Below are 17452 nucleotides of genomic sequence, written 5' to 3'. Positions count from 1 at the left end.
TCCTGACGTGTTCGCATATGCAAACCGCCTTGTGCGTGTGGCCATTACCGCTGTCATCCTGCTGGTCGCGGCCATCGTGGCCATCGTGCTGTGGGATTACTACACGGCCTCACCCTGGACACGGAACGGCCAGGTCCGTGCGCAGGTTGCCAATATCGCACCGCGCATTTCCGGCCAGATCAATGAAGTACGCGTGCATGACAACCAGTTCGTGCACAAGGGCGACGTGCTGTATGTCATCGACCCGTTCGATTTCCGGGTGAAGCTGGATATTGCCGATGCCGCCGTCAATGAACGCCGCGCGGATCTGGAGTTCAAGACATCGCAGTACGAACGCCGCCAGAAGATTTCAGGCGTTGCCGTATCGGGTGAGGAAAAGCAGCAGTTCGAGGCCGTGGCCCAGCAGGCCGAAGCTCAGTACGCAGCCGCCCTTGCAGACCTGAAACAGGCGCGAATCAACCTGGAACGCACCGAAGTCCGCAGTTCGATCAACGGATACGTTACAAACCTGACCATGCGCGCGGGCGATTACGCCAATGCGGGACAGGTAAACATCCAGATCATCGATGCGGATTCCTACTGGGTGGACGGGTATTTCGAGGAAACGAAAATCCATTCCATCAAGGTGGGCGAGCCGGTGCGGCTGGACCTTATGGGCTTTCATGAACCCCTGTTCGGCCATGTGGAAAGCATCACGCGCGGTATCGCCAGCAACAATGCCGCGACATCCATACAGGGCCTGCCTGCGGTGGACCCGGTCTATACATGGGTCCGGCTGGCGCAGCGCATTCCGGTGCGCGTAAAAATCGACAACATTCCACCCGACCTTGTACTGGCCGCGGGCATGACGGCAACCGTGACCGTGGTATCGGAAGCCGGCAACCGCCGCCATATGTCGGTGCGTGATGCATTGCGGCATGTCGGCGATGACATGCAGCACCTTGCCGGACATCGTTAAAAGACTGTTCAAGAAGAATAAAAGTTTTTTGGGTGTCGCCTTTTTTCAAGAAGGCGGCATTCCCTGAAACTGTTTGCAAAAAGCTTTACCAAAAACGTCTTTCTGCTCCCACCCTTACCTTATCCACAGATTCAGGGGACGAATATCCGGGCAACCCTGTGGATAGAACCGTTGGGAACCGGGGATAAGGTGGGCGTTTTCCACGACTCGTTAAGAGTCGTATGAATTTTTTCTGATATGTCACCCTGTCCGCCTGCCCGCGCGGTCATGGCAGGCGTCGCACTGCCCTCAGGCGCGTGGCGGCGGGGAATAGGGATCAGCCTTGCCCACATCGGGACCAGGCGCCGGCCCCATGCGGTGGGCACGGTACAACAGACCATGCCCCAGCTTTTCAATCAGGATACCACGACGCTGCAGGCGGTCATGGCTGATGGCATATCCGATTTCGCGCACGATCTGACCCCAGACCACCTGTACCCAGCCACGCAGGGCAAGCTTTATCCGTGTCATATCGCGTGCACTCCCATTCACCGCCATGTCAGCTATTATTCTCATGGCAGATAGGACTTATTCGCATAACTTTCAAGATACGCGCGGTGGTCTAAAAGGTTATTTTTATTTAATCCATGTCATGACATGAAATACAGGACCGTCCGTACCGGCCCCATCCGTGACAAGGATGGCCCGAACCAGTTCCTGTCATGGGGGATATCTTGCGTTATCTGTTCCTGTTTCTTGCCCTTATGTCCGGATATTGCGGCACCGCTGCCGCCCAGACATCTCCGTCACAGGTGATCAGTACATTATTTGCCGACAAGCTGACCATGATGGACCTTGGCCTGATCCGGGCCGAGCGCGCCATGCAGCATGAAATCGACAGCCTGCCCGACAGCTATGACAGCGACATGATGCCGGTGGCCGATTTCGACCCCCGGCGCAACAGCATACTGGTCGGCATATGGTATCAGGACCACGACAGCTTCACGCGTGGGCAATGTGACAAACTACTGGAAACGATCAAGAAATCTTTCGGTACCCAGCCCACGACCATCGTCGCTTCATGGTTCCGCCATCACGGCTATACCTCACTGAAAGATGCAGGGCAGTTCTATACCGGGCTGCGCAATATCATATGGCTGGTGGTAACCGATGGCGAGCGGGCCTGTTCCTATTCCATGGCCAACGGACAGACCACAACCAATGGGTTCTGACGGCATGGACCTGAAAATCATAAGCAGTTTCTGGTGAAGCTTTTTTCAGAAAGCTTCGGAAAAATGCCGCCTATTTCCCCAATAGGCGGCACACCAAAATTTCCATTTCCCCATCAATGGATGATCAGACAGCCGACGTGTTCTTTTCCCGCCAGAAGGTACGCTGCAATTCAGCAGCTTCATCTTCCAGCAGGGGACCGATGACGGCCACCGGCCGCTGGCCCGCCGCGAACACCGTGCGACAGGGCAGGTCCAGCGTCGGGTTTTCGGGATGGTTGCCCGTTATTTCCTTCAGGCTGGCCTCGCTCTGTCCATAGACCACGCGGCCGATCCCGCTCCAGTACACCGCACCCGCACACATCGCACAGGGTTCGGCGGAAGTGTACATGGTGCATGACGCCAGCATGTCCGGCGCATAGGTTTTCGATGCCCGTGTGGCAAGCAGGCGTTCGGCATGGGCAGTCATGTCGCCACCTTCCGCCGTGTAACCATTCCCCTGTTCCATCACCACGTTGCCCTGGGCATCCACCAGCACGCAGCCGAAAGGATGGTCGCCGCCCTGACGCGCGCGCTCCGCCACGGCAAAGGACTGCCGCAGGAAATGTTCATGATCCAGATCGGGCAGGCAGGTCGGTTCGGTCATTCCATATCCATGCAAAAAGGGTTTTCCCCTTGCTTCTGCCGGTTCCCGATTTCATTTTCAAATGGAAATATTCAGGCCCCGCCCCACTGAATGGGATCAGTCTCCGCCCGTGAGCTGTGGGGGTTCGATCTCCATGCGGACCGTTTCCATTTCGTCATCCAGATAGCCAAGGATATCCGCCCCGTCATATGCGCCATCAAAGCAATCGGCCGCCAGTTCCATCCGGATCGTCTCCAGACGGTCAAGGCGATGCCGGAGCTGCGTGACATAGGACGCGACCCATGCGGGTTCTTCCGGTTCGAATCGGGCGTCGATGTCAGTCTGGGTACAGCCTGCGGGCAGATGGGGATCGTGCATGATGTGTCCTTGTGTGTATGAAAAAAATACACAAACATCTGGCAGGCATGATTATATTTTTTCTATCCGCACTATTTTCTTGCTGCATGTGTATTTTTTTAACACAAATGTCGTATGGAATATGCACACAAACACGCGCAGAGCGTACAGACATCCCCCACACCCTGTCGCCCACGACTGGACTGGGCGGCCATTGCCCCGGCCATTGCGCAGTTACGCAGGCAGGGCTGCTCCAATCGTGAAACCGCGCGCAGGCTGGGCCTGAACATCAAGACACTGGAGGCCCACCTGCGCCGCCACCGCATCCGCAATGCCCTGCCCATGGACCGGCCGGACCAGGTACGCCGCACCTGCCTGAACTGCGATACCGCCTTTGTCGCTGATGGCCGTTTCCTGCGCCTGTGCCCGGACTGTCGGGCCATGTTCAGCTAAGCGGCTCACATTTATGTGCAACCGGAACCCGGGTAGCGTTTTCATAGTTGAGGATTCATCATACCACGGCAGGAACCCGCACATGGATACGCATACGTCTTCGTCCACGACACCATCGGGCACAACCCCCGCATTGACCCGTATCCAGTTCCGCCTGTCCCTGCATCATGACCATCCCACACTCCCGTCCCGCCGCCGTGTGCGTTCACTGACCGCGCTTGGTCTGGCACTGGTGCTGGCGGGCACGGGGTTGAGCGCGTGCAAGCGCCACCACGAAACCACGGGCGAGAAAATAGATCATTTCGGTGACAAGATGCAGGATACCTTTGACCCGCCAAAGGGACCGGCGGAAAAGGCCGGACGTTCGATCGACCGCACCATCCACAACGACTGATGCCGGATCCGGTCAGCGTATGGGGGTGTTCCCGACCGTATCAAAAGGCAGGTCCATGACCGGATAATCCTGCCAGTCAACATAATCGAAATGCCACCATTCCTCGGCCAGCGGCAGGAAGCCGCTTGCCGCCATGATACGGGCCAGCAGGTCACGCCGGGCACGCGGCCCGGCATCACCGCCCGCATAGGTGACATGGGCACGCGGCGTCATTTCATCAAATCCCGACGGCATGGACACGACCTGGCGCGTGGCCAGATCCCAAAGGGTCAGGTCCACGGCGCATCCACGGTTGTGGCGTGAACCGACAGCTGGATCACCAACGAATTCATACAGGGCTTCCGGCACCGCCTGCCGGAACAGGTAACTGACATGCCAGGGGCGATAGGCGTCATAAACCAGCAATCCATAACCATGCCGTGCCGCAAGCCCGCGCGCATGGGACAGGGCAAGGGCTGCCGGACGCTGCAGGAAGGCGCGCGCAGCGGGGTAGATGGGAAACCCCAGAAAATTCCGCGCCGTGGCATACCGGATATCCAGCGCGATGGCCGGATCAACCTGTGTGATGTCAACCAGATCGGACACCCTGCGTGATGGCGCGAAGACCGGCATGCGCACGGCCCGCGCCTGGGCCAGCAGTACCTCGGGTGCATGCTGCAGTGGTACGCGGAACGTATCCCCGTCCGGCCGCGCATCTGCAACCGGGACAGCCTGCCGTTGCGTTTCATGCGGCATGCGCGGCACTTCCCATCACATCAGGTAGTCAGCGTACCATCATTCAGGCGGGTGGAGTATAGGACTGTACATCTTCCAGCGTATGGCTGAGCAGGATCTTGCCGCCATCGATGGACTGCACCCATGATACGGGAATGGTGAAGGTACTTTCCGCCGGACCGTCAACCGTGATCTGGATGGTAGCATTGGTGTTGACGGCTGTCAGCGTGCCCATACGGCCCGAACCTGTCGCGAACACATCCTGGCCCAGCATGGACTGCGTTACATCTGTCATGAATTTCCCTTCCCTGCGCGGCATGAAACACCGCGCTACCCTGTCGGCCTGAACCCCGCCATCATTACAGGATCATCCGGTCACGGGGCCGCCCTGACACCACTGGCCGGCAGACAGGCTGCGATTGATGTCGCCACAGACGTGGCGTCCGGATGCATGCCCCGCATAACACACGCCGGGGGCACTAGTTGCCCTGCCCTCAGTTCACGCCAAACTGCTTGCGCTGGGACATAACCCTGTTCAGACGTTCGTTATAGCTATGGTAGGTGCCACGGGGCACGCAACCCATTTCCTCCAGGTCCTCAAGCTTGATGCTGTCATTCAGCCATGAATTGACTTCATTGAACTCGACTTTCTGCGGCACTTCGCGGCCACTGAAGATCACCGGGTCATCCTGTCCCTGCACATAGCCGAACTTCATGAACACCCCGCCGGCGGGCGGATTGTGCGGGGCCATTTCGCCGCACACCACCGATGTCGCATCCATGGGGTGCACCGCAACGTTGCGGAATGTCACCCCGTGCGGATCAGGCAGCGTGGCCGCGACGTGACGCTCGGCCTCAGCAATGACGGGCGCCGTCTCCCCATGGCGGGCGGCACCCGCCGCGTGGGCCACCCCGGAAAACAGGCATATCGATGCGCCCAGTATGATGAACCTTTTCATGCTTCCGCCTGCCCTGATCGTTCGTTCTGTATCAATCTTCCTGATGCGCTGCCCTGTCCCATCGGTCAAGCGGGTGGCCCACGACCTTTCCATATCTAATTATTAGACGTGCGATAATATAATAAACCGGGCCAGACAAAATCTCACTCCCGCGTTATAACGGGGGCACAGACGCACCGCCGTAACCGGCACATTGCATGAAGGCTTCGTCCATGTCGCAGCGCCCCCTTTCCGATCCCGCCCCCGATTCATCTGACCGGGCGGATTTCGTACATGTGCGCGGCGCGCGCGAACACAACCTGAAAGACGTGAACGTGGACATGCCGCGTGACCGGCTGGTGGTGTTCACCGGGGTTTCAGGATCGGGGAAGTCATCCCTCGCCTTCGGGACGCTGTATGCAGAAGCGCAGCGACGGTACCTAGAATCCGTATCGCCCTACGCGCGGCGGCTGTTCCGGCAGATGCCGGTGCCCGACGTGACCGCAATCGAAGGGCTGCCCCCCGCCATCGCCCTGCAGCAGCAGCGCGGCACAGGCACCGGGCGGTCTTCGGTCGGCAGCATCACTACGCTGTCGAACCTGCTGCGCATGCTGTATTCCCGCGCGGGGCATTATCCCGCCGGGATGAAACGGCTGGAAGCGGAATCCTTTTCCGTCAACACTCCCATGGGGGCATGCCCGCAATGCCATGGGCAGGGGCGGATCATGGACACCACCACAGCCCTTCTGGTTCCTGATGACAGCCTGTCCATCCGCGAGCGCGCCGTGGCTGCCTGGCCCACCGCATGGCAGGGACAGAACCTGCGTGACATCCTGATCACCAAGGGCGTGGACGTAGACTGCCCATGGCGCGACCTGCCGCAGAAAACGCGCGACTGGATCCTTTATACCGAGGAAACGCCAACCTATCCCGTCTATCCCGGGTTGGACCACGCTGCCGTGCAGCGCGCGATACGTGACCATGTGCCGCCGTCTTATAATGGCACGTTCACCGGCGCGCGGCGGTACGTGCTGCATACCTTCGCCACGTCACAGAGTGCCAACATGCGCAGGCGGGCCGAACGTTTCCTGACCGCCACCCCATGCCCAACCTGCCATGGACAGCGCCTTAACCCCGATGCCCTGCGCGTGACGCTGGCGGGGCTGAACATTGCGCAGATGACGCAGCAGACCCTGTCCACCATCGCGCACACGCTTGCCCCGCTGGCTGACGGCACGCAGGTGCTGGCGGAAACACCGCAGGCGGGTGATGCCACAGCCATTGCCGCCCGCCGCATGGCCGCCGACCTGATCGGCCGCATCGGCGTGCTGGAACATCTGGGACTGGGATACCTGCAGGCCGACCGGTCCGTCACCACCCTGTCACCGGGGGAATACCAGCGGCTGCGGCTGGGAACACAGATCCGTTCCAACCTGTTTGGCGTGGTGTATGTGCTGGACGAACCCTCCAGCGGGCTGCACCCGGCGGATGCGCATAACCTGCTGGATGCGCTGGAGGGTCTGAAGGCAGCCGGGAATTCGCTGTTCATCGTGGAACACAACCTCTACCTGATCCGCCGCGCGGACTGGATTGTCGATGTCGGTCCCGATGCGGGCACGCGCGGGGGAAAGGTGCTGTACAGCGGGCCGCCCGACGGCCTGCGCAACGTGAAGCTGTCACGCACCGCGCCCTACCTGTTCGCCAGTGATGCGCCGATTGCGGGCACGCCACGCACGCCGAAGGGGTGGCTGAAACTGGGCGGGATCACGTGGAACAACCTCCGTGACCTGAGCGTCGAGATCCCGCTGGGCACGTTCGTGACCGTAACCGGCCTGTCCGGGTCGGGCAAATCCAGTCTGGTCAGTCAGGCGCTGCCCGCCATCATCGCCCGCGCGCTGGGGCAGAAACTGGTGCAGGACACCGACGGCGAGGACATCGGGGACATGCCCATCGGCACACCGCAGGGACATGTTGCCGCAGGCGTCAGCCAGATCAAACGGCTGGTCATGATCGACCAGAAGCCGATCGGCCGCACCCCGCGTTCCAACCTTGCGACCTATACCGGCCTGTTCGACACCATCCGGCAGATGTATGCCGCAACCGACCTTGCGAAATCACGCGGTTACGATGCAGGCCGCTTTTCCTTCAACCTGCCGAAGGGCCGCTGTCCCACCTGCGAGGGCGCGGGTTCGGTCATGGTGGAACTTCTGTTCCTGCCCAGTGTCTATTCCCCCTGCCCCACCTGCCACGGCACGCGTTACCAGCCGGATGTGCTGGAGGTCACGATACGCGGGAAATCCATTGCTGACGTTCTGAACATGACGGTGGATGACGCGGCCACGTTCTTTGCCGATACGCCATCACTGGCCAACGCACTGGGTACGCTGCAGCAGGGCGGTCTTGGCTACCTGCGACTGGGACAGCCCGCAACCGAGCTGTCGGGGGGCGAGGCGCAGCGCATCAAGCTTGCGACCGAACTGCAGAAGCAACGCCGGGGCCATACGCTGTATATCCTTGATGAACCGACAACCGGCCTGCATCCGGCGGATGTGGACCGGCTGCAGACCCATCTGCAATCGCTGGTCGATGGCGGCCATACCGTGGTGGTGGCCGAACATGACATGCGGGTGGCAGCGCGCGGGGACTGGATCATCGACATGGGACCAGGCGCGGGGGATGCCGGCGGCCGGATTGTCGCCGCAGGCACGCCGCATGATGTCGCCCGCGCACCAGACAGCCGCACCGCGCCGTTCCTGCTGCCGCTGACGGGCTGAAAACCACCAGAAGTTTCGGGTGAAGCTTTTTTCAAAAAGCTGCGAAGAACGCCGCCGTTTAAAAAAAGGCGGCACCCAAAATTTTTATTACCTATGCCGGTCAGGCAGGCAGCACCGCCCACATCGTGGCGACACCAGCGAAGACCAGCAGGGCGGCGACCAGCGTCATGACGCTCCAGCTCTGCAGGCCTTCGCGCACGCTGACGCCGCACATACGGGTCACGATCCAGAACCCCGCGTCATTGACATGCGACAGCGCCATGCCGCCCGCCCCCATGGCCAGCGCCACAAGGGCCAGATGCGTCTGGTCCAGGTGCAGCCGCCCGATCATGGGGCCAAGAATGCCCGCCGTGGTCATCAGCGCCACCGTGGTCGGCCCCTGCGCCACACGCAGGATCATGGTCAGGACAAAGGCCAGCACCAGCAGCGGCAGCCCGCTGGCCGCCAGCAGCCCACCCAGCGCATCACCCACACCGCTGCCCACCAGCACCTGTGCGAAAGCGCCGCCCGCGCCGGTAATCAGGATGATGATGGCCGTCCCCGGCAGGGCTGCGGCCACCACGTCGGACACCGTGGCCAGCGCCAGCCCCCGCCGCAGCCCCAGCAGCCACGCGCACAGCATGACATCCAGCCCAAGGGCAACAAAGGGAATCCCCGCAAAGACCAGTACCGAACGCAGGCGGCCCGGCTGCATGAGTTCCCCCGCCAGCGTACCCGCCACCATCAGCACCACCGGCACGGCAATGACCGTAATGACTTCCCCCATGCCGACCGGCCGGTGCTGGCCTGCCTGCATGAACAGGCGTGCGGGTCCATCCGCCGCGTCATGGTTCCGTACCGCATCACGCGCCTCATCCACCACGGCACGGATGTCGGGTGAGCAGCCAAAGGGCTGTGCCATGATCGGGCGCGTCAGCACATAGGTCAGCACGGTAACCACCGCCGCCAGCGGCAGGCCAAGCAGCAGCATGTGCCCCGCCCCTACATCCAGCGCCGCCGCAACCGCAACCGCGCCCGGATGGGGGGGCAGCAGCGCATGCACCGTCAGCATAGTCACCGCCATGGGAATGCCGAACACCGCAGGCGGCCGCCCCGTCTGCCGCGCCATGCCATAGACCAGCGGCATGAGCATGATGACGCCCACTTCAAAAAAGACCGGAATACCCACACCGAAGGCGGAAATGACCAGCGCCAGTGGCACATGCGCGGCCCCTACGCGGCGCACCAGTCCGCGCGCCACCACGGCGGCCCCGCCCGAAAGGTCGATCATCCGCCCGATCATGGCCCCAAGCGCCACGATAATGGCGATATGCCCCATGGTGCGGCCCATGCTGCCCTGAACCGCGTCGGCCAGCTTTGCCACCGGCATGCCGGTCAGCAGCGCCACCCCCACCGCCACAACCAGCAGGGCAACGAAAGGATGCAGCCGCATCCGCAAAATCAGCAGAAGCAGAACGGCAATGGAACCGATGCCGGTCAGAATCAGCGCGAACGGAGTCATGCAGGGAATCCCGTCGTAAGGACGGCCAGTTTCGCATGGCCAAACGGATCTTATCGGGCATCCCGACACGGCCCGCAACGCCGCTACGCATGAAAAGCATATCCTGTGGAAAAAACGGCGGCCAACTGGCCTTTTTCACGTGATGACCGTGCCCTCTCCGGATGGGATGAATTTTCCTGCTTGACAGGGTTCGATCCTGTCTGCATTACGCGCCACCGGTCACGAACCGCAGTCGCTTTTTTGGGGCCTCAGCACCCCGGGACGTCACGCCATGACAACCATGATCAATACGCCAATGCCCTCCGCACGCAGCGTCCAGACACGCCGTGCCGTGGACCATGCGAAAAGCATTATGCGCGAGATGTGGATCGTGCCCATGGTCGTCATGGGCAGTGTCCTGTGCGGCGGGATCTTTACCCTGCTGTCGCACCTGCTTGGGCACGCCGGATAAGGAATAATATCCCCGGCCGCAGGACCACGCGTTGCGGACAGGCGGTCATGACAGAAAGCCGGCACAGCGTCCTGCGCCTCATGCCGTATTGGTTGCCCTGCCCGGTGAACATGGGCGTTACGTGATGTGTAGTCCCATCACCATCTGCACATCCCCCGCACGGGCCTGCTGACCCGCACCTGACATCATCCATGTTTCCCGTCCTGGCACGGTCCTGCCAGACCTTACGGGCGGCTGTCGCCTGCACGCCGGGCCATCATGCCGTTTTGATGCACCTGCCCTGACAGGTCGGCCATATGCCCCGCCCTGCCTGAACGGACCGGGACAGTCTGCTCCTCAATCCACATAAGCCTATCGCCCGCGTCTGGACGCCGCCACTTCGGGGCCGCGCGTCCCCATGCGCACGCCCGTCACATCGCGCTGTCGTCCCTTCGCCCCGCAGATCGATGCTCCCCATAGGGAATGGTTAACCATCATCGCCGATACTGCGTCGCGTAACCGGATGGCCCGCGCCACCGGCTGACGGATCCTTATGGGCACACTCTGGCCGCAACGGTCAGGTCAATACCGAATTTGAATCGAACATCTATATGAATACATTAAAAATATTATTGACCGGAGGCTGCGGTTTTATCGGTTCTGCCGTGGTGCGGCATCTGATCCACAGGACAGCGCACAGTGTCATCAATGTCGACTGCATGACCTATGCCGCATCACCCGAAACGGTGGCACAGGTTGCGTCCAGCAACCGTTACCACCACGTTCGCACCAGCATTCTTGACGCTGCGGCCATGAAGCGCCTGTTTGATACCCACCAGCCTGATGCCGTCATGCACCTTGCGGCGGAAAGCCATGTGGACCGCTCCATCGACGGGCCGGGCGTGTTCATGCAGACCAATGTAATGGGCACCTATACATTGCTGGACGCAGCGCATGCGTACTGGCAGGGGCTGGATACCGCCCGCCGGAAGGCATTCCGTTTCCATCATATCTCGACCGATGAGGTTTTCGGGCATCTGGATGCGGGTGATCCACCCTTTACCGAAACCACACCCTATGATCCACGCAGCCCCTATTCCGCGTCCAAGGCAGCGTCCGACCATATCGTGCGGGCATGGCACCATACCTATGGCCTGCCCACTTTTGTCACCAATACGACGAATAACTACGGGATCTGGCATTTCCCCGAAAAGCTGATCCCGCTTGTTACCATCAATGCCATCGAAGGAAAGGACCTGCCGGTTTACGGCCGGGGCGAAAACATCCGCGACTGGCTGTTTGTCGAAGACCATGCCGAAGCCCTTGTCCGGGCCATCGAACACGGGAAACCGGGGGAAACCTACGCCATTGGCGCACGCCAGCCCCGCACGAACCTGCAGGTCGTCAGGACCATTTGTAGCGTGCTGGACGAACTGGTGCCGGACCCCGATGGCCCGCGTGACCGTCTGATCCGCTTTGTCGCCGACCGTCCGGGCCATGATTTCCGTTATGAAATTGATCCCACCCACGCCGAACACGCGCTGGGGTGGACCGCACGGCATGATTTCGAAACCGGCATCCGCCACACGGTCCAGTGGTATCTGGACAACCGTGCGTGGTGGGAAAACATCCGTGCGCAGCACTACACAGGCCACAGACTGGGAACCCGGGCATGACAGCCATATCCGCCACACGCACCCGGCCGATGAAGGGAATCCTGCTGGCGGGTGGGTCCGGGACACGCCTGCACCCGATGACGATTGCCACATCCAAGCAGTTGCTGCCCGTCTATGACAAGCCGATGATCTATTATCCCCTGACCACCCTGATGCTGGCTGGGATTCGGGATATCCTGATCATCGCCACCCCGCAGGACATGCCGCAGTTCCAGCGACTGCTGCGCGATGGATCGCAGTTCGGGGTCCGTTTTACCTACCGTGTCCAGCCCGCGCCCGATGGGCTGGCGCAGGCATTCATCATCGGGGAAGACTGGATTGATGGCGCGCCGTGTGCACTGGCGCTGGGCGACAACCTGATTTTTGCCGATCATCTGAGCAGTCTGCTGCAGGCAGCGGCGCAACGGGCGCAGCAGGCGAACGGGGCGACCGTTTTCGCCTATCAGGTGCGTGATCCTGAACGCTATGGCGTCGTCTCGTTCGACAGGAACGGTCGCGCGCTGAATATTGTCGAGAAACCTGAAAAGCCCGATTCCAATTGGGCTGTGACCGGACTGTATTTTTACGATCACCGCGTGACGGAATTCGCACGCCGGGTCCGGCCCAGCGCGCGCGGTGAACTGGAAATCACGGACCTCAACAGGATTTATCTGGAAGAAGGCACGCTGGATGTTGACCAGCTGGGACGCGGCTGCGCCTGGCTGGATGCCGGCATGCCCGACAGCCTGATGCAGGCTGGCAATTTCGTGCAGACCATCCAGTCCCGTCAGGGCATGCTGGTCGGGTCGCCTACCGAAGTCGCGTTCCGTATGGGGTTTATCGATCGCGATGCCCTGCTGGCGCAGGCAAAACGGATGGCCAAGACGGAACTGGGCTACATGCTGCGTCTGGTCGACCAACCGCAGGCGTGAAGGGATAAAAAAGACCGGCTAACCAGAAACCGCCGCCTTTTTGAAAAAAGGCGACACCAAGGGACTCCTGCTTTTATCCATGGTCTTTTTCAGGCAACCTGCAGGCGTTCATGACAGTTGAGCGGCTGGGCCACCCCATCTAAACGGTATCCCCATGCCAGCTTGCAATCTGCCCGTTAGCGGGACGCGGAGCGTTCATTACCCACATGGCGATGATCCGCCTTATGTGGCGCCGGTTCCGCCAGCCAGTGAATCCGGGCGTTGCGCAGTTCAAAATTACGCTGCCCCTGCACTCCCATATCCCCGAACGGGTCGTACACCACGCCACTGACCTCGGCCTGGCACTGTTCATGCTTGCCCGTGTCACCGCAGATCTGCTGGGCCTTGCGAAAGGAGGATTCCTCCATTGTCGGGCCATCAAGCGGCACCGCACCGTTCCAGTCCACCTGTCCCGGCAGATCAGCAATACGGAAGGCCGCGCAATCCGCCCCGCCTGAATTGGCCGAGGTAATGTAACACCCCTCAATCCGCACCGGCTTGCCAACATACTGCGCCGCCTGCGTCTGGAACGCCGCCACATCCAGCGTCGCGACCGGTGCGGGGGCAGCATCATGGCGTGCCTTTGTCTCCCGCGCCATGGCGGGTGCCAAGACTGTTCCCGCCGCGATGATGGCCAGCCCGCCAGCCAGCGCGCCAAGATGAAAACGTCCCCTCACGTCCTGTCTTCCTTTTCTGCAGGTCAGCCAGCGCTGACAATCCGGAAAGGAAGAATGTTTGCCATACACACGCCCGTTGTCACCACAGCCCAGCGTGCGGGCTGCCATGCATGCGCAACCGGGGACTGTCCCGCTGGCCGCAACCCAGGTCATATCCGGGCACATGCAGCACGCCACATGCCCTGCCATCTGCAGGAAAACAGGTCACGGCAGGGGAAGGTGCGGCAATGGAACCCACGAATATATCTCTATCCTTCAGGAGGCAGCATCGCTAGTGTGCCGCGATCCGTTCCTGTTATGTGGTCATATCAAGATATTACTGATATAGAATCAATGATCTGAAAATAAAAATGCATCCACGACCACATGATCAGGAATATAGATTTCCCCATATTCTCATTATCAGCCTGCCACATGCCATACAGCGCCGGGAATTATTAACCCGACAACTGGCAGGTTTCGGTCTTGATTTTGAATTTATGAATGCGGTTGACGCCACCAGCCTGACCGAACGTGATTACGGGATATACAATCGGTGCAGGCGGCGGATTTTCATGGGCAAGGACCTGTATCCCGGCGAGATCGCCTGCCTGCTGTCACACAAGAAAGCCCTGCAGCAGATCGCGGCGAAAGACAGGCCATGGATCGTTCTGGAGGACGATGTCCTGCTCTCCCCCGACTGGCCGTATGTGGTGCGTGCCCTGATGCAGCGACGGGATGAATGGGAGTTCGTGCGTTTTTTCGGCGACGCCAAGCACGCCACCCGCCTGCAGCGCAAACTTGTGCCCCTGGGCCGGAACTACTGGCTGACGCGTATTTCCACCACGCCCGGCGGGGCACATGCCTATCTGGTCAGCCCGTCCGGCGCACGCAAGATCCTGCGCTGCCTGCATTACACCGCCACCCCGATCGACACATTAATGGGACAGCCGTGGAAAACCGGGCTTGGCGCGCTGAGCGTCTGGCCCGGACTGGCGCGGGAAAACGGGGAATTCCCGTCCTATATCGGCAATGCCCGCTTTGTCAGCGCACCCACCACCACCGGTCTGGAACGCGCATTGTATTTTGCCGCCAATCCGGGCCTGCGGCTGGTGCAAAACATCCTCAAGCGCGGGTTCTATTACGGCCACGCGCTACCTGACCGCTGGCACCGCTGCACCCGCCAGCAGGCCGGTGTGGCGCTCCATCCTGCAGAGCGCTGAGCCTGCCTGTGGGACATCCCGCAGATTATAAAGGCGTTTCTGGTAAGGCCTTTTTCGACAGAGACGGCACCCGGATACTTCTGTTTCCATTTATCTAGAAAGGCGATGCCTTCTGTCCCGCGCCCTGACCCAGATCGGCAAAATGCTGTGTTTCGGTGCAGCCCCGGAAACGGTCCAGCACGGGAATGCTGCCCGCCAGATTGACGCTCAGCGTCGTGCGGTCGCCAAATTTCACCAATGCCACATGCGACTTCGCCATGGCATCCAGCAGGTGGGTAAGGTCATCGGCATGGATATCGGCCGCAAGGGTCGTGGCGTCATTGGCCTGCATGTGGAACACGCGGGTGTAAGTCCCTACCGTAACCGTCATGTCGCCTTTTTCACCACTGGCCAGCGTCCAGTGATCATCGGCACTGCGCACCTGTAGCGATTCGGCATCGGCGCGGAACATCAGGATCTCGCTTTCCGATCCGGCAATGCACAGGTCAGTATGCGCGCCCGCATCGGGTGTGTGGTGGATGGCAACCCATCCACCCGCGCGTTCATCCACCAGCATCTGCGACGGGCTGGGGCTGCTGTTCTCGTCTTCCGGCTGCATGGCCACGGGCACGGCGCGGGGCCGGTCATCATAGGACTGCGCCAGCGCGATCCCCGGCAGGGAGATCAATGCCATACAGCCCAGAAGAAAAATCTGTTTCCTGCTCACTTTGCGACAATCCCATTGCAACAAAGACCGACGAATCGGGATGATGGATCATTCCAGCATCACCTTAACGTGACGCTGACATATATTGTCATAATTCAGGGCATGGAAGGACAATCCCCGCATGTCTGTTCCCACGATCTGGAAACGGGGCCACCATCTCACGGGATCGTGGCCAATCTGCGACAAAGCATGTCCAGCCCTTCAACGTGGTGCGTGCCATGTCGGTGGCGAAAATAATAGTAAAGAAGATTTTCATTTTCCCGCCGCCACAGGGGCGACCTGTGCACATGGCATTGGCCTGCCGGTATCACACCGTTATCATGGGGCCACTAACGGGATTTCATGGATACTGGAAGGAAAGGGCCGGGATGCGCCTGCTACCTGCTGCCATCCTGGCAATCGGGACACTCTGCGCCACATCACACGCGCATGCCGCCGACCCGGACTGGATATTCGCCAATAGCGGACCAGCCGGCCAACCCATGGTCATGTCCCATCAGGGTACGCTGGATATCATGTTCTACCGTGCAACCAGCGGTACCGTGGGCATTGCCATCCACCAGCGCCACGGTCGTTACCGCAACCCCAAGGGGGTGGAAACGGCCATGGTCATGATCGGCAAGTTCACCATTGCGCTGCAGATCTTCAGCACCAACCAGAAATGGGACACCGCTGGCGGCGACCTGAACCCGGACACCGTGCCGGATCTGGTCAATGCGCTGAAGGCCGCGGCTACGGGCGCGCTGATCCCCTTCGAACATGAACCGGTACCGTTTTCGGTCAAGGGAGCGCTGGCAGCACTTGATGACCTGGCCCGGTATGCAACCCAGCACGGCGAAAGCCTGCCACCACCGCTGCAACCCGCCCCTGCGCCCCATGCGACGACCCCGGTGGTGGATATAGAAAAGCTGGCCCACCACCCCTACGACACCCAGCACGGGCGCAGGTTGACGCTGCCGCAATATGACATCGCGGCCAACTGCGACCGCGCCCATATCGAAATGCAGGATACGGATGGCGAATGCGTGTCCGCCGAACAGAAAAGCCAGGCAGCCCTGACAGCGCACTGGACCGGGTATGACAGTGACCTGCGCGCCGCCTGCCTGTCACTGGTCAGTGATCCGGGGCGGCTGGAAAAATATCAGGCACTGCTGATGTGCCTGTCGCGCTATCAGGATGACCGGCGGCAGTGGCAGCTTGTCTCCGGCTCCAGCGGCAGCGACGACATCATGCCTACCAAGAACCCGGCACAGCAGGGTGGGGCACCAGCCGCCACCGCCGGTTCCCCCTGAGAAGTCGTTTAAAACCCGCGCATCGATAAAGAAAAATAAAAGGTTTCGGGTGTCGCCTTTTTCCAGAAAGGCGACGTCTCCAGAAGCTTTCCGAAAAAAGCTTCACCAAAAACTTCCTTATGTTTACAGGGTGCTTTCCAGACAGCTTCCGGGTCAGTCAGCGGTCTGGCTGCGGCGCGTCAGCGCGAATATGAAAAAGATCACACCGCTGAGCAGCAGGCCGAACAGGATGACCAGCGGCTGGATGTACAGCACCACCAGCACAAGGAACAGCACCAGCAGGGCGCTGTATTTCAGCTTGCGGTCCTCGCTGGAGAACAGGTCGATCAGCCCCTGTGAAATCTGGTGCAGGGCCGATGCGCCATCCGTCCCTTCGACCGGGGCGACCGTCAGCCCCCGCTGCGCCAGATGCTGCAGGAAAACGCGCGCCTGCTCCTGTGGCGGGATGGAGGCCGTAGTGGTGGGCAGCGATGCCGCCACGGCATCGATTACATGACTATCCACAGAAGCCTTATCGTTCATTTTTAGCAGTTCCCCCAGCCATTCAGCGCATGATGCGCCGACCCATCCACGCTGTTATCCACATCACTTCCCGGG

The 17452-nt window shown here is 60.6% G+C and carries 20 protein-coding genes; 10 read left to right on the top strand and 10 right to left on the bottom strand.

Features of this window, described 5'->3' with window-relative positions; all coding sequences use genetic code 11:
* Nucleotides 1–7 precede the first annotated feature (7 nt).
* Nucleotides 8–958, top strand: coding sequence for an efflux RND transporter periplasmic adaptor subunit (locus tag HNO79_RS04340; RefSeq protein ID WP_010516363.1), 951 nt, complete (start codon nt 8–10; stop codon nt 956–958).
* Nucleotides 959–1246: 288 nt separating this feature from the next.
* Here HNO79_RS04340 and HNO79_RS04335 read toward each other — a convergent pair whose 3' ends face one another.
* Nucleotides 1247–1468, bottom strand: coding sequence for a hypothetical protein (locus HNO79_RS04335; RefSeq protein WP_200410058.1), 222 nt, complete (start codon nt 1466–1468; stop codon nt 1247–1249).
* 203 nt (nt 1469–1671) lie between these two features.
* Between HNO79_RS04335 and HNO79_RS04330 the strand changes: the two genes are divergently transcribed.
* Entirely contained in the window at nt 1672–2169 is a 498-nt protein-coding gene (locus HNO79_RS04330) for a hypothetical protein (RefSeq protein ID WP_232275794.1), read from the top strand.
* Between the two features lie 124 nt (nt 2170–2293).
* Here HNO79_RS04330 and HNO79_RS04325 read toward each other — a convergent pair whose 3' ends face one another.
* Together HNO79_RS04325 and HNO79_RS04320 are read right to left on the bottom strand one after the other, a co-directional pair.
* Nucleotides 2294–2812, bottom strand: coding sequence for a nucleoside deaminase (locus HNO79_RS04325; protein ID WP_048855851.1), 519 nt, complete (start codon nt 2810–2812; stop codon nt 2294–2296).
* Between the two features lie 96 nt (nt 2813–2908).
* Nucleotides 2909–3169: a hypothetical protein gene (locus HNO79_RS04320; protein WP_214164446.1), complete on the bottom strand. Its 261-nt coding sequence runs from the start codon at nt 3167–3169 to the stop codon at nt 2909–2911.
* A 114-nt stretch (nt 3170–3283) separates the two neighbouring features.
* Here HNO79_RS04320 and HNO79_RS04315 point away from each other — a divergent pair, with 114 nt between their 5' ends.
* Nucleotides 3284–3601: a helix-turn-helix domain-containing protein gene (locus HNO79_RS04315; protein ID WP_010515282.1), complete on the top strand. Its 318-nt coding sequence runs from the start codon at nt 3284–3286 to the stop codon at nt 3599–3601.
* 82 nt (nt 3602–3683) lie between these two features.
* The gene (locus HNO79_RS04310; RefSeq protein WP_010515281.1) at nt 3684–3995 is read left to right on the top strand and encodes a hypothetical protein; all 312 of its coding nucleotides are present in this window, start codon (nt 3684–3686) and stop codon (nt 3993–3995) included.
* A 12-nt stretch (nt 3996–4007) separates the two neighbouring features.
* On the opposite strand, the gene HNO79_RS04305 is transcribed toward HNO79_RS04310, so the two are convergent.
* The 3 genes from HNO79_RS04305 to HNO79_RS04295 all read right to left on the bottom strand — a co-directional run bounded on the left by HNO79_RS04305 (nt 4008) and on the right by HNO79_RS04295 (nt 5668).
* Nucleotides 4008–4730: a M15 family metallopeptidase gene (locus HNO79_RS04305; protein ID WP_214164447.1), complete on the bottom strand. Its 723-nt coding sequence runs from the start codon at nt 4728–4730 to the stop codon at nt 4008–4010.
* Nucleotides 4731–4773: 43 nt separating this feature from the next.
* Complete coding sequence (locus HNO79_RS04300; RefSeq protein WP_214164448.1) at nt 4774–5004, bottom strand: DUF2171 domain-containing protein; 231 nt, start codon at nt 5002–5004, stop codon at nt 4774–4776.
* A 199-nt stretch (nt 5005–5203) separates the two neighbouring features.
* Entirely contained in the window at nt 5204–5668 is a 465-nt protein-coding gene (locus HNO79_RS04295; RefSeq protein WP_244987422.1) for a hypothetical protein, read from the bottom strand.
* A 212-nt stretch (nt 5669–5880) separates the two neighbouring features.
* Here HNO79_RS04295 and HNO79_RS04290 point away from each other — a divergent pair, with 212 nt between their 5' ends.
* Entirely contained in the window at nt 5881–8421 is a 2541-nt protein-coding gene (locus tag HNO79_RS04290) for an excinuclease ABC subunit UvrA (protein WP_214164450.1), read from the top strand.
* A gap of 100 nt (nt 8422–8521) precedes the next feature.
* Here HNO79_RS04290 and HNO79_RS04285 read toward each other — a convergent pair whose 3' ends face one another.
* Complete coding sequence (locus HNO79_RS04285) at nt 8522–9922, bottom strand: GntP family permease (protein WP_048855856.1); 1401 nt, start codon at nt 9920–9922, stop codon at nt 8522–8524.
* 271 nt (nt 9923–10193) lie between these two features.
* Between HNO79_RS04285 and HNO79_RS04280 the strand changes: the two genes are divergently transcribed.
* The 3 genes from HNO79_RS04280 to rfbA all read left to right on the top strand — a co-directional run bounded on the left by HNO79_RS04280 (nt 10194) and on the right by rfbA (nt 12939).
* Nucleotides 10194–10373 (top strand): hypothetical protein, encoded by a 180-nt coding sequence (locus tag HNO79_RS04280; RefSeq protein ID WP_010515276.1) that lies wholly within the window; start codon nt 10194–10196, stop codon nt 10371–10373.
* Nucleotides 10374–10963: 590 nt separating this feature from the next.
* Nucleotides 10964–12028 (top strand): dTDP-glucose 4,6-dehydratase, encoded by a 1065-nt coding sequence (rfbB, locus tag HNO79_RS04275; protein ID WP_214164451.1) that lies wholly within the window; start codon nt 10964–10966, stop codon nt 12026–12028.
* Nucleotides 12029–12057: 29 nt separating this feature from the next.
* The gene (gene rfbA, locus HNO79_RS04270; RefSeq protein WP_048855859.1) at nt 12058–12939 is read left to right on the top strand and encodes a glucose-1-phosphate thymidylyltransferase RfbA; all 882 of its coding nucleotides are present in this window, start codon (nt 12058–12060) and stop codon (nt 12937–12939) included.
* Nucleotides 12940–13115: 176 nt separating this feature from the next.
* Here rfbA and HNO79_RS04265 read toward each other — a convergent pair whose 3' ends face one another.
* Nucleotides 13116–13655: a hypothetical protein gene (locus HNO79_RS04265; RefSeq protein ID WP_029329593.1), complete on the bottom strand. Its 540-nt coding sequence runs from the start codon at nt 13653–13655 to the stop codon at nt 13116–13118.
* A 350-nt stretch (nt 13656–14005) separates the two neighbouring features.
* Between HNO79_RS04265 and HNO79_RS04260 the strand changes: the two genes are divergently transcribed.
* Entirely contained in the window at nt 14006–14857 is an 852-nt protein-coding gene (locus HNO79_RS04260) for a glycosyltransferase family 25 protein (protein ID WP_214164452.1), read from the top strand.
* Between the two features lie 94 nt (nt 14858–14951).
* Here HNO79_RS04260 and HNO79_RS04255 read toward each other — a convergent pair whose 3' ends face one another.
* Nucleotides 14952–15563: a hypothetical protein gene (locus tag HNO79_RS04255; RefSeq protein ID WP_232275789.1), complete on the bottom strand. Its 612-nt coding sequence runs from the start codon at nt 15561–15563 to the stop codon at nt 14952–14954.
* A gap of 368 nt (nt 15564–15931) precedes the next feature.
* Between HNO79_RS04255 and HNO79_RS04250 the strand changes: the two genes are divergently transcribed.
* Nucleotides 15932–16855, top strand: a complete 924-nt coding sequence (locus HNO79_RS04250; protein ID WP_214164453.1) for a hypothetical protein — start codon at nt 15932–15934, stop codon at nt 16853–16855.
* A gap of 153 nt (nt 16856–17008) precedes the next feature.
* Here HNO79_RS04250 and HNO79_RS04245 read toward each other — a convergent pair whose 3' ends face one another.
* Entirely contained in the window at nt 17009–17377 is a 369-nt protein-coding gene (locus HNO79_RS04245) for a hypothetical protein (protein WP_214164454.1), read from the bottom strand.
* Nucleotides 17378–17452 lie beyond the last annotated feature (75 nt).

Origin of the sequence: Komagataeibacter oboediens, assembly GCF_018491655.1 — a bacterium.
Lineage (GTDB): Bacteria > Pseudomonadota > Alphaproteobacteria > Acetobacterales > Acetobacteraceae > Komagataeibacter > Komagataeibacter oboediens.
The sequence above is the reverse complement of the archived record's forward strand: the minus strand, read 5'-3'. Positions and strand labels throughout refer to the sequence as shown.